Genomic DNA, 12,458 nt, shown 5'->3' on the forward strand with positions numbered 1-12,458 from the left:
GCCAGCCCTTTCTTTTTATCGCTTCAACTGTTCCAGTTCATATTCTACAATCTTCTTATCCAGACGTTCAAACAGAAGCTCCGGTTTAGGGATGTGAAAACCGCTGCCAACAAATTGTGGTTGCCACCGGGTGTCTAATTCCAGCCAGCCGTGTACCTTCTCCGAGGAAAAGGGCAGATAGGGCGCAAGCAGGACAGATAAATTGGCAATCAGCTGGACACAGTTAAAAAGGGTGTTCTGGCAGGCCGCCGGATCATGCGTTCTTGTGTCCCAGGGCTTCTCTGTGTCAAAATATTTATTTCCAAAGCGCACAAGCTCAAATATCTCGTCCAGAGCATCCCTCAGATTGGTTTTTTCAATCTTCCCGCCGACGCTGGAAAAGGCTCTGCCGATCCTTTGTTCTATATCCCCGTCCAGGGTTCCTTTCGGAACAATACTGTCAAAATACTTTTCTACAAAGGCAAGGCTTCGGTTGATGAAATTGCCGTATGCGCCCAGAAGTTCGCTGTTATGGCTGTTGAGGTATTCCCGCCAGGAGAAGTCCGAATCCCTGCGTTCCGGTCCGCTGGCCGTGAGATAATAGCGCAGGGAATCCGGGTGATACCGGCCAAGGATATCCTTCAGCCATATGGCCCAATTACCGCTGGTGGAGATTTTCCTGCCCTCCAGGGTCAGATGCTCGCTGGACACAATCTCATCCGGAAGATGCCAGCCTTCCCCGTTGGCAAAGAGCAGTGAGGGAAGAATAATGGTATGAAAAGGGATATTATCCTTGCCATGGACATAGTAGTGCTTCGCGTCCTCGCCCCAGAGCTCTGCGAAATCTTCCCCGCGTTGGAGGCACAGCTCATGGCTCTGGGAGAGATAGCCCAGCACATTTTCCGCCCAGATATAGATTTTCTTGTCCTCATAGCCTTCCTTCGGCACATCAATTCCCCAGTTAAGATCCCGGGTAACGGCACGGTCACGCAGCCCCTCGTTAATATAACGGCTGGTAAAGGCAATCGCATTTTTGCGCCAGTGAGGACGGGCTTTTAGAAAGGACTTAAGCTTATCCTCCAGCTGGGAAACGGCAATAAATAAATGCTTGCTTTCCTTGAAAACGGGAGTACAGCCGCAGACGGAGCAGGTCGGACTGATTAAGGCTTCCGGCTCCAGCACCTTGCCGCAGGCATCGCATTGGTCTCCGCGGGCTTCCTTGCCGCAGGAGGGGCAGAGGCCGTGAACAAACCGGTCGGCAAGAAAGCTGCCGCAGGTTTCACAGAAGGCTTGAGGAACGGATTTTTCATAGAGATAGGGGCTCTGGTACATTTTAGCGTGAAAGTCTCTGACAAAGCTCTGGTGCTGCCGGGAGGAAGTCTTTCCGTACAGATCATAGCTGAAGCCCAGCTTGTCGAAGCAGTCACAGAATTCTTTGTGGTACAAATCGCTGATTTCCTGGGGAGTGCGGTTTTCCTGCTTTGCCCGTATGGCGACCGGCGTACCGAAGCAGTCGGTGCCTGACACGAAATACACCTCATCCCCTTTGGCCCTGTGGTAGCGGGCGAGAATGTCGGCGGGCAGGAGCCCCGCCAAATGTCCGATGTGCAGCGAGCCGTTGGCGTAAGGCCAGGCGCTGCCGATTAAAATCTTCATAAATAATACCTCCATTTCCACGCATTTTGCTGCGCATAGGGGGTTGAAACTGAATCTCAACCCTTGAGTCTGATAACGGTAATAAAACGGTATCCAAATCCCTTGCAGACATGTCACGGTCCTGAGTGTAATCAGCCAGACAATGCGGTCTGTTTTGCTATCCACCAGCAATTTGGATAAAAAAATAGCCCTCCTCTCCGAAAAATTAATTTCGGGGACGAAAGCGCCGCTTCGTGTTACCACCCCAATTCGCCCCTACCTCACGGTACAGGGCCTTATCAGCTGCGGGCAAGAAATGGTTTGCCGATAGCCTGGCACGATAACGGGTGCACCCGTCGCAGCCTGTAAGAATTCCCATTCTTAGTCGGTGCGCAGCTCCAAGACCATGTTCTGCAAATTCTGACCTTACCCGTTCTCAGCCCTCCGGGTTCTCTGTAAAAGCATCCTTTGCGTACTCTTCTTTTCAATGCATTTGAAATATCATACTATATTATATAATATTGTCTGAGATTATATCATAGGAAGAAAAAAGAATCAAATAAAAATTCGTAACCTGTGCGTGCTTTATATCCGTGGGTTTTTACCTGGAATTGCTTTTAGGGAAGGGGTAAAAAGTAAACTCAGCTTGCAAATTCCTCTGATATGAATAAAGAAGAAAAAGTTGTTGATAATTAGTACAAGTACTTTTCCGCATTAAAAAGTTATTACAATTTTGACAAAAATATGCTATGCTACTTATAGAAAGAATTTATCCATTGAAAGGGGCGGTTTCCATGAAGTTAATAGAGCGCAAAGGATATCTCCGGCAGCTTGCCATGTGGCGGGAAGAAGAGATGATAAAGGTAGTCACCGGCGTACGCCGCTGCGGCAAGTCAACACTGTTTGAACTGTATATGGAAAAGCTCAAGGCCGAAGGGATCAGCGATGAGCAGATTGTGTCCGTCAACCTGGAGGATATGGATTATGCTGAGCTGCTGGATTACAGAAAGCTTCACGAATATATAAAGACCAGGCTTGTTCCGGACAAATGGACTTATGTGTTTATTGATGAAATACAGGAATGTGAGGAGTATGAAAAAGCGGTGTCCAGTCTTTTTCTAAAAAAGAAGGTTGATCTGTATATCACCGGTTCAAACGCCTATATGCTTTCCGGCGAACTGGCCACCAAACTCACCGCCCGCTATATTGAGATCGGCATGCTCCCGCTGTCTTTTGCGGAATATGGAGAAGCGGTTGCTATACCTGATAAACGTGACCGCTTTGCGCAATATATGAACATGGGCGCGTTCCCGTTTACCGCCCGTTTTGCTGACAATTCACTTGCGCATAGCCAATACCTTGAGGGCGTATACAATACCGTTCTTGTCAAAGATATCATGAAGCGTAATAAGCTGAACGACATTACGCTCCTAAAGTCTATTGCGAGTTTCCTTGCCAGCAATGTGGGAAGTCCGGTATCAGCCAAAAAAATTGCCGACACGCTGATTTCAAACGGCAGACCGACCGGGGTTGTCACGGTGGAAGCCTATCTGGAAGCTTTGTCGGACAGCTATCTGTTCTATCATGTTCAAAGATACGATATCAAAGGCAGGATGCATCTCAAATCGGAAAGCAAGTATTATATCTGTGACACCGGATTGCGCAATATGATACTCGGCACCACGAACAGAGATATCGGGCATCAGATAGAGAACATCGTATATCTTGAACTGCTCCGTCGTGGATATACTGTAAATATCGGCAAAGCGGGACGGGGAACGGAGATTGATTTTGTCGCCGTGCGTGATAAGCAGACCGAGTATTACCAGGTATCCGCAAGCGTACTGGACGAAAGCACACTGGATCGGGAGCTTACACCCTTGAAACAAATTAAAGATAACTATCCCAAATTTCTTCTCACCCTTGATGACTATCCGGCAGATCACAGCGGCATTAAGCAGCTGAATCTCATAGACTGGTTATTGGGGAAATGACGGTTACGCCAAATCAATTATTTGCAGAAAACAGCATTGCGAAATGAGCTGATTTATGCTATATTAAAGATAGAATATTGGTATGCGGAGTCTGGAGAGAGCATAAGCAAGTAGGTAGAGATACCTGTTTGTTATTGTGCTCTCTTTTAAAATGTAAAAATAGAAACCCTCACCGTTGATGGGGGCTTCGGGATGGGAGGCTTCAGGATGAGCGAAGGTCTTTATGAAATGGTGGAGTCCGGCCCTGTTATTGCGGCCATTAAAGACGAAGAAGGTCTGAAGAAATGCTGTGAACTAGAGGAAATCCGTGTGGTGTTCATTTTGTACGGGGACATTCTGAAGATTGAGGAGATTGTTAAAAAGGTAAAAGAAAACGGAAAGGTAGCTATCGTACACGTGGATCTGCTTTCCGGGCTTGCGTCGAAGGAAATAGCAGTGGACTTTATCAAAAGGAATACCGTGGCGGACGGGATTATATCCACGAAGCCTGCGCTGATCCGAAGAGCCAAGGAAATCGGACTTTATACGGTGATGCGGTTTTTCCTCCTTGATTCAATGGCATTTGACAGTATTGAAAAACAATTGTCCCAGGTGCGCCCGGATTTTGTTGAAGTTCTTCCCGGAGCCATGCCGAAGGTTATTAAGAAGCTTTGTGAAAGCCATAAAACTCCTATTATTGCAGGAGGACTGATATCGGATAAGGAGGATATCATGAGCGCGCTCAACGCAGGGGCCATAGCGGTATCTTCCACAAATGCAAAGGTTTGGGGGATGTAGATATGCGGTATGATGTGATTATTATCGGGGCGGGAGTTTCGGGATGCGCCGTTGCCCGTGAGCTATCCCGCTATGAGCTTAAGGTGTTTGTACTGGAAAAGGAGGAGGATGTCTGTTCAGGCACCTCCAAGGCGAACAGTGCCATTATACATGCCGGATATGATGCCGAGGAGGGAACCCTCAAGGCAAAGCTGAATGTAGAAGGAAACCGGATGATGGATGAGCTGTGCCGGGAGCTGGAGATTCCCTTCAAACGCAACGGTTCCCTTGTGGTATGCACGGATGAGAACGATTTGGAGAGGTTAGATCGCCTGTATCAAAGAGGGCTCAAAAACGGAGTAAAGGGTCTTAGAATCATAGGACGAACGGAGCTTCTATCCATGGAACCCAATGTGTCGCAGGAAGGGATAGCGGCACTTTACGCCCCGACGGCAGGCATCATTTGCCCTTTTACTTTAAATATTGCCATGGCGGAAAATGCCTTCGAAAACGGAGCGGAATTTTCCTTTCATACGGAAGTAACCGGAATAGAAAAATCTCAGGAAGGCTATCAAATAACCACAACAAAAGGAATTTTCACTTCCCGGTGGGTTGTAAACGCGGCGGGAGTCTATGCGGATACCATTCACAATATGATAAGTGAAAACAAGATAAAAATCAATCCAAGAAGAGGCGATTACTATCTTCTTGACAAATCTGCGGGAGATCATGTTTCGAAAACCATATTTGAACTTCCAGGGAGATACGGAAAAGGAGTTCTGGTGGCTCCTACGATCCATGGAAATCTGCTTGTAGGTCCTACGGCAATCGAGGTTTCTGATAAAGAAGGGACGGATACTACAGCCGAAGGAATGTCACAGATCAATGGAAAAAGCAGGCGTACCGTCAGAAACCTTCCTCTTAATACGGTAATTACCTCCTTTGCAGGGCTTCGGGCCGATGCGGGGAAGGATTTCATGATCAAAGAACTGCAAGAAGCGGAGCGGTTTATTGACTGCGCCGGAATAAAATCGCCGGGCCTTACCGCCGCTCCGGCCATAGGTAAAATGGTGGCGGACATGATAACGGAAAAAGCAGATCCAAAGAAGAAGGCCAATTATATATATACAAGAAAGGCTGTACCGCAATTAAATGAAATGAGCTTCGAGGAGCGTAAGGCGCTCATCAATCAAAATCCCGCCTATGGCAATATCATTTGCAGGTGTGAGATGATCTCGGAGGGAGAGATTGTAGACGCAATCAACAGGCCGTTAGGAGCAAGAACCCTTGACGGGGTCAAGCGGAGAGCCAGGGCTGGCTCAGGCCGCTGCCAGGCAGGCTTTTGCATGCCCAGAACCATGGAGATTATTGCAAGGGAGCTAAACTGCAGTATCGAAGAGGTAAGAAAAAACGGTATGAATTCCAACATAATTCTCGGTAAAAATAAGGATAGTCTGTAGACAGGGAGAATAGCACAATGAAAAACGTAGATATTGTGATAATTGGCGGCGGCCCTGCGGGACTTGCTGCGGCGATAGCAGCAAAAAATAACAAATGCAAAAGCGTCCTCATCCTTGAACGGGATAAGGAGCTGGGAGGGATACTGAATCAATGTATCCATAATGGATTTGGCCTTCATACCTTCCAGGAGGAGCTGACCGGGCCGGAATACGCAGCGCGCTACATTGAGCAGGTGAAGGAGCTTAACATTGAATATAAGCTGAACACCATGGTTATTGAGATAAATAAACAGAAGCAAATTACAGCAGTAAATCAGAGGGACGGACTATTCCAGATCGAAGCGAAGGCGATTATACTCGCAATGGGATGCCGGGAACGCCCCAGGGGAGCCCTTAATATACCGGGCTTTCGTCCCGCGGGAATATTTTCGGCGGGCACTGCCCAGCGTCTTGTCAACCGGGAAGGATATCTTCCGGGGAGAGAGGTGGTTATCCTGGGTTCCGGCGATATTGGGTTAATCATGGCAAGAAGAATGACGCTGGAGGGGGCAAAGGTAAAAGTCGTTGCAGAGATTATGCCTTATTCGGGAGGGCTCACCCGAAATATCGTACAATGCCTCGATGATTTTGGAATACCGCTGAAGCTAAGCCATACACTGACTGAGATTCAGGGGAAGGAAAGAGTTACGGGAGTCACCATAGCCCGGGTGGATGAAAACAGAAAGCCGATTCCCGGGACGGAGGAATATTACCCGTGTGATACCGTGCTTTTTTCGGTAGGGCTTATTCCCGAAAATGAGCTTTCCAGAGGTATGGGTATCGCTTTAGATCCCGTTACTTCAGGGCCGGTAGTGAATGAACAGCTTGAAACAAGCATGGAAGGGGTATATGCCTGCGGGAATGTACTTCACGTACATGATCTGGTGGACTATGTGTCAGAGGAAGCTGCCCTGGCCGGTGAACATGCCGCCAGGTATGTAACCGGAGAAAGCAGGCTTACTTCTGGAAAAGAGATACCGATTTGTCCCGGTTCCGGAGTCCGCTACACGGTTCCTCAATCTCTCTCCCCAAAAGCAGTGAGTGAGAAAACAATGAATGAGAAAGCAGCGGACGGGGATGTGACGATTCGTTTCCGGGTCGATGCGATCTATAAGAATGCAGCTATCGGTGTATATTTTGATCATGAGCTGGTATTAAAGAAAAGGAGCCCCATACTTACACCGGGGGAGATGGGACAAATAAAACTGAGCGCCCGGAAACGAAGGGAATATCCTGATCTGAAGTCTGTCACTGTCAAAGTGGAGGGGAATTAACCATCATGGAGAAGAGAGAATTGATTTGTATCCGATGCCCTTTGGGATGCCGTATGGAGGTTGCCCTGAAGGAGGGTGAGATTGTCAGTGTGACAGGAAACTCCTGTAAGCGAGGGGATTTATACGCCAGAAAGGAAATTATAAATCCCACCCGTACTGTCACCAGTACAGTATTGGTGCAGGGAGGGGTTGACAGGTGTGTCTCTGTTAAAACCCGCTCTGATATCCCGAAGGATAAGATATTCGACAGCGTCAGAGCTCTGAAAGATATTAGAGTATCTGCTCCCGTTTGCATAGGGGATGTGATCCTTGAGAACGTATGTAATACTGGAGTGGATTTTGTAGCTACGGGAAATGTAGCTACGGGAATATAGCTAAAAGGAGTGTAACGGAGGAAAGTATGGCTGTGGGTAATGCGCCCAAAAAGAGGGCTTTAGTGTTTCACAGACACAATAAAACTGGTTCTCTTGATGAAAAAAGAGAACCAGTTTTATTTCCTTTATTAACCTAAATATATCAGTTTGTTTTCTTAAAATCAGAACACAATGATTTATCTCAGTGAATCTACCGCTGCACGCTCAATGGCAAGTCCTGCTCTGTAGCGTTTCATGAATGCATCATAGCCCTCCACATCTTCGGGAAGAGGAGCCAGCTTCGTGCCTGCGCTGTTGGAGAAGACCTTGCTGCCCAGGAAGGAGCTAAGAGTTTCGGAAGTCTCCTTGCGAAGCATGTAAGCGGCTAATAACGCCATACCCCAGGGGCCGCCCTCACCGGCAGTCTCCATAACGGATACGGGGGTGTTCATGGCAGCAGCCATGATGCGCTGCCCCACACCTGCTGTCTTGAAGAAGCCGCCATGTCCGTACATATTCTGAATCTGAACCTGCTCCTGCTGGGTCAGAATATCCAGGCCGGTTTTCAATACGCCGAGGGAGGTCATGAGATGCACTCTCATGAAGTTGGCCAGATTAAACTGACTCTCAGGGGTGCGGACAAATAAGGGACGGCCTTCCTCAAAGCCGGTAATATGCTCGCCGGACAGATAATTGTAAGCCAGCAGTCCGCCGCCGTCCGGTGCTCCCTCCAGAGCCTTGCGGTACAGGGTTCCGTAGAGCTGGTTGGCGTCTAATTTCATCCCCGTGATATCGGCAAATTCCTTGAAAACGGATACCCAGGCATTCAGATCCGAGGTACAGTTATTGCAGTGCACCATGGCTACCAGATCCCCGGAAGGAGTGGTTACCAGATCGATCTCAGAATGAACCCTGGACAGCTCCTTTTCCAGCACCACCATGGCAAATACGCTGGTTCCGGCGGAAACGTTGCCGGTGCGGACCTTTACGCTGTTGGTGGCGGTCATTCCGGTTCCCGCATCACCCTCGGGAGGGCAGAAGGGAATGCCGGAGGCAAGCATACCGCTGGGATCGAGAAGACGGGCGCCTTCCTCAGTCAGTGTGCCGGCGGACTCGCCTGCCACAAGAACCTTGGGGAAGATATCTTCCAGCTTCCAGGAATAGCCATTGGGCGCCACCAGCTCATCAAACTGCTGCACCATTCTGTGATTATAATTCTTTGTTTCGATATCGATGGGGAACATTCCTGAGGCTTCCCCTACGCCCATTACTTTCTCTCCCGTGAGCTTCCAATGGACATAGCCTGCCAGGGTGGTCTGAAATGCGATATCGGCCACATGAGCTTCCTGATTCAGAATCGCCTGATAGAGATGGGCAATGCTCCAGCGCTGGGGAATCTGATATCCAAAGAGCCCGGTCAGCGCTTCGCTGGCCTGTGCCGTCATGGTATTGCGCCAGGTGCGGAAGGGAGTCAGAAGCTCTCCGGCTTTATTAAAGACCAGATAGCCGTGCATCATGGCGCTCACGCCGATGGCTCCGACAGCCTTAAGCTCCAGGCCGTACTGTTCCCGGACATTCTCACACAGCGCCTGGTAGCTGCTTTGCAGACCGCTCCAGACATCCTCCAGGGAATAAGTCCATACATTATTGATAAAACGGTTCTCCCATTCGTGGCTTCCCGAGGCGATGGGCTGATGGCTCTCATCAATGAGGACGGCCTTGATTCTGGTAGAGCCCAGCTCGATTCCCAGTGCGGTGCTGCCGGAGGCAATAGCCTGCTTTCTTACAGTAATATCTTTGTTTTCCGAATTCAATTTGATTAACCCCCAATTCATATGATGTATTGATTATATGATTAAAGCGTCAAAAGGTACTGCGCACATTTCCGGATATAATATATTGATATGCAAGCCTGCTTGCAATAGCAATATATTGTATCTGGAAAGCACCGAAGGTGCTTTTGACGCTTTAATCATTATATCGAATATTAACAGAAAACGCAAAAAATAATTTGTGCTATTATTTCTTGCGTTTTCTTGATGATATAAACTTATAGCCTACCGGTAAGCAACCGAATTCCAGCGCATCTCGTTCTTTAGGGCACGGATATCGGTGTTCTTGTCAATGACAATGTTTTCAATACCCATTGCATCGGCCCAGTCCACCATCTGATCCACGCTCAGATCATAGGAGAATGCGGTATGGTGAGCACCGCCGGCAAGAATCCAAGCCTGCGCGCCGATCTCCAGATTCGGCATGGGCGTCCAGAAAGCAGTGGCAACGGGAAGCTTCGGCATCGGCTTCTCCACCTTCTTGCATTCCACCTCGTTGATGATGAGACGGAAGCGGGTGCCCAGATCCACCAGGGAGGTAGCCACACCCCTGCCGGTCTTGCTGGTGAACACCAGACGGGCGGGATCTTCACGATCACCCATGGAGAGAGGCTGCTCCTTAATGGAGATCTTACCGTCAGCAATGGTAGGACAGATTTCAAGCATGTGAGCCTGGAGAATACCCTCCTTGCCCGGAACAAAATTATAGGTGTAATCCTCCAGGAAGGAGGTTCCCTTGGCGTTCTTGACGCCGGCGGTCATAATCTTCATCAAACGAACCATAGCAGCGGTCTTCCAGTCGCCTTCGCCGCCGAAGCCGTAGCCCTTTTCCATCAGACGCTGGATGGCAAGTCCGGGAAGCTGTTTTAATCCGCCCAGCATTCCGAAATGGGTTACGATAGCATGATAATTGCGCTCTGTGAGGAAGCGTTCAAAACCGATCTCGATTCCGGCCTGCACCGCAACATGCTCGCGGAACTCCTTCTCATCCCGGCCTTCCAGCAGGATATCATATTTGCTGTAGTATTCCTCTACCAACGCGTCGACATCCGCTTTGCTCACATTATCTACATATTCAACCACGTCATTGATATTGTAATGATCGATCTCCCAGCCGAATTTGATCTGGGCTTCCACCTTATCGCCCTCGGTAACGGCAACATTGTTCATGTTGTCGCCCACGCGGCAGACACGGATATGGCTGGATTCAATCACGCCGATGGCGGTGAGCATCCAGGATGCCAGTTGCTTCTGTACGCTTTCCTTTGCCCAGTGGCCTACTACCACCTTACGCTCAATGCCCATGCGGGTTACAATGTGGCCGTATTCCCGGTCGCCGTGAGCAGACTGATTCTCATTCATGAAATCCATATCGATGGTGTCATAAGGAATTTCCTCATTGAACTGGGTATGGAAATGAAGCAGGGGCTTGCGGTACTCCTGTAAGCCAAGAATCCAGGACTTGGCGGGGGAGAAGGTGTGCATCCAGGTGATGACACCGGCGCAGGCGGGATCTGCGTTTGCCGCATTGAAGGTCTTACGGATTACCTCGTTGGTAATCATGGTAGGCTTCCAGATCACCTCGAAGGGGAGCTGGCCGGATTTGTTCAGCTGATCCACGATGATTTGGGAGTGCTCGGCAACCTTGGCCAGGCAGGCATCGCCGTAAAGATCCTGGGAGCCTGTACAGAACCAGAACTTATAATCTTTTCCTGTTTGTAACATATAAAATACCTCCTTTAATTGATAGATGGTGTTAGGTTTCGTCTATACCTGCGCTGCCCAAAGGGAGTGCGCATATTGGCATGTAGTGCCATAGTATAATCAATTATAATGATACTATACCATCTTATCAAGAAAGGAGGCGGACAGCAATCTCTTTATCCTACTGAATGAACAGCAAAAGTTACCTATTCCGACTTTATAAGGCAGATAACAATAAAAAAGAATCAACATATAAGAGGGCAGATGGCGCTCATACCAGTATTTCGGGAGGATTTGCGGGTAAAATGCATAAACATACCGGTAGGAGGATGATGGTCTTCAAAGCAGACCGGGTCATAACTCCCCGGACTGCTTCATAGCCCGGAATCTGGCGGGTGTCATACTATATTTTTCAATAAAAATCTTATAAAAATAGCCCTTGTTACGATAGCCGCACTGCTCAATAATTTCGTCAATCCCCAGTTCACTTTCCTCCAGAAGCTCCCTGGCTTTCTCAAGGCGGAGCCGCTGCAAATATGCGCTGTAGGTAACTCCCTCCCTCTTTTTCAGAAGGCGGTTGAAATAATCTTCATTATAGTGAAATTTATGAACCAGCTCCTGAATAGTAATATCTGCGGCATTTTCCCGAATATAGCGAAGCACCTCGTCGGCAATCAGGACGTTCATCTCCTTGGTCTGCTCCCTGGAAAGGCTGAAATCATAGGCCAGGCACAGATGCCAGAGAAGGCGCTTGATCAGCCCTCGGCAGACGTATTCCGAGCCCACATCCAGGTTTTTCAGCTCTTTTAACAGGCTTCCCAGAATCTCTTCAATCCGCCCATCGGTTTCATCCTTCGGCTTCAAATGAAGAAATTGCTTGACTTCCTTCTGCGACAGAAGGGCCGTTCCGAAGAATTCCGCCAGGATGCCCTCGGGAATATTCTCCCGGAGCACCTTATGGAAGACATAATTGGAGATGCCCAGGAAGACCACCCTGGCATTCTGTCCCCCCAGATAGTCCTGATGGGTACAGTTGGTATCGATGAGGCAGCATTCCCCCTTGCAAAACCAGACATCCTTCCCCTGAATGTTCTGGCAGAACTCGCCCTCCAGAACATAGGCGATCTCCAGATAATTATGGGTATGGCTCTGGGTCCTGCGGGCATCGCCCAGCAGGTAACGGAAGGCGGCCGTATGATCCTGGGAGAGGCTAAAGGCGTTCAGCTGACCGTCCTTCATCTCCCAGCCGATAAAAAAAATCTCCACGGGATCTTTTTGCGGAAAGCTCTTGATCTCCGTATATTTACTGTCATACTCCGGACGCATGAGCCGGTTGGTCATCTCGTTCTTCTCTGTTACAGACCGGCAGCTGCGATACAGATCATCTAAAATCTGACGAAAGGAGTTCATGGCAGCATCCCCTTTCTATCTT

At 48.8% G+C, this 12,458-nt stretch carries 9 protein-coding genes; 5 read left to right on the forward strand and 4 right to left on the reverse strand.

Going from position 1 to position 12,458, the window contains the following annotated elements:
* Positions 1-15 precede the first annotated feature (15 nt).
* Positions 16-1,635: a methionine--tRNA ligase gene (metG, locus tag HNQ56_RS17260; protein WP_429148813.1), complete on the reverse strand. Its 1,620-nt coding sequence runs from the start codon at positions 1,633-1,635 to the stop codon at positions 16-18.
* A 773-nt stretch (positions 1,636-2,408) separates the two neighbouring features.
* On the opposite strand from metG, the gene HNQ56_RS17265 reads away from it, so the two are divergent.
* The 5 genes from HNQ56_RS17265 to HNQ56_RS17285 all read left to right on the forward strand — a co-directional run bounded on the left by HNQ56_RS17265 (position 2,409) and on the right by HNQ56_RS17285 (position 7,511).
* Positions 2,409-3,608 carry an ATP-binding protein gene (locus HNQ56_RS17265; RefSeq protein ID WP_429148815.1) on the forward strand — a complete coding sequence of 400 codons (1,200 nt, stop codon included), beginning with the start codon at positions 2,409-2,411 and terminating at the stop codon, positions 3,606-3,608.
* Positions 3,609-3,815: 207 nt separating this feature from the next.
* Complete coding sequence (locus HNQ56_RS17270; RefSeq protein ID WP_429148817.1) at positions 3,816-4,385, forward strand: glycerol-3-phosphate responsive antiterminator; 570 nt, start codon at positions 3,816-3,818, stop codon at positions 4,383-4,385.
* 2 nt (positions 4,386-4,387) lie between these two features.
* Entirely contained in the window at positions 4,388-5,824 is a 1,437-nt protein-coding gene (locus HNQ56_RS17275) for an NAD(P)/FAD-dependent oxidoreductase (protein WP_429148818.1), read from the forward strand.
* A gap of 17 nt (positions 5,825-5,841) precedes the next feature.
* Positions 5,842-7,137, forward strand: a complete 1,296-nt coding sequence (locus HNQ56_RS17280) for an NAD(P)/FAD-dependent oxidoreductase (protein WP_429148819.1) — start codon at positions 5,842-5,844, stop codon at positions 7,135-7,137.
* Positions 7,138-7,142: 5 nt separating this feature from the next.
* Positions 7,143-7,511, forward strand: a complete 369-nt coding sequence (locus HNQ56_RS17285; RefSeq protein WP_429148821.1) for a DUF1667 domain-containing protein — start codon at positions 7,143-7,145, stop codon at positions 7,509-7,511.
* A gap of 176 nt (positions 7,512-7,687) precedes the next feature.
* On the opposite strand, the gene HNQ56_RS17290 is transcribed toward HNQ56_RS17285, so the two are convergent.
* From HNQ56_RS17290 to HNQ56_RS17300, 3 genes are all read right to left on the reverse strand, one after another.
* Entirely contained in the window at positions 7,688-9,304 is a 1,617-nt protein-coding gene (locus tag HNQ56_RS17290; protein WP_429148823.1) for a xylulokinase, read from the reverse strand.
* Between the two features lie 243 nt (positions 9,305-9,547).
* Complete coding sequence (gene araA / locus HNQ56_RS17295; RefSeq protein WP_429148825.1) at positions 9,548-11,047, reverse strand: L-arabinose isomerase; 1,500 nt, start codon at positions 11,045-11,047, stop codon at positions 9,548-9,550.
* A gap of 333 nt (positions 11,048-11,380) precedes the next feature.
* Complete coding sequence (locus HNQ56_RS17300) at positions 11,381-12,436, reverse strand: AraC family transcriptional regulator (RefSeq protein ID WP_429148827.1); 1,056 nt, start codon at positions 12,434-12,436, stop codon at positions 11,381-11,383.
* Between the last annotated feature and the right edge of the window lie 22 nt (positions 12,437-12,458).

The sequence above is a fragment of the Anaerotaenia torta genome (genome assembly GCF_050433395.1).
Taxonomy (GTDB): domain Bacteria; phylum Bacillota; class Clostridia; order Lachnospirales; family Lachnospiraceae; genus Mobilitalea; species Mobilitalea torta.

Bases quoted from the DNA above. Each gene is read 5' to 3' on its own strand.
- metG (WP_429148813.1), bottom strand. From the start codon at position 1,635: ATGAAGATTTTAATCGGCAGCGCCTGGCCTTACGCCAACGGCTCGCTG.
- HNQ56_RS17265 (WP_429148815.1), top strand. From the start codon at position 2,409: ATGAAGTTAATAGAGCGCAAAGGATATCTCCGGCAGCTTGCCATGTGG.
- HNQ56_RS17270 (WP_429148817.1), top strand. From the start codon at position 3,816: ATGAGCGAAGGTCTTTATGAAATGGTGGAGTCCGGCCCTGTTATTGCG.
- HNQ56_RS17275 (WP_429148818.1), top strand. From the start codon at position 4,388: ATGCGGTATGATGTGATTATTATCGGGGCGGGAGTTTCGGGATGCGCC.
- HNQ56_RS17280 (WP_429148819.1), top strand. From the start codon at position 5,842: ATGAAAAACGTAGATATTGTGATAATTGGCGGCGGCCCTGCGGGACTT.
- HNQ56_RS17285 (WP_429148821.1), top strand. From the start codon at position 7,143: ATGGAGAAGAGAGAATTGATTTGTATCCGATGCCCTTTGGGATGCCGT.
- araA (WP_429148825.1), bottom strand. From the start codon at position 11,047: ATGTTACAAACAGGAAAAGATTATAAGTTCTGGTTCTGTACAGGCTCC.
- HNQ56_RS17300 (WP_429148827.1), bottom strand. From the start codon at position 12,436: ATGAACTCCTTTCGTCAGATTTTAGATGATCTGTATCGCAGCTGCCGG.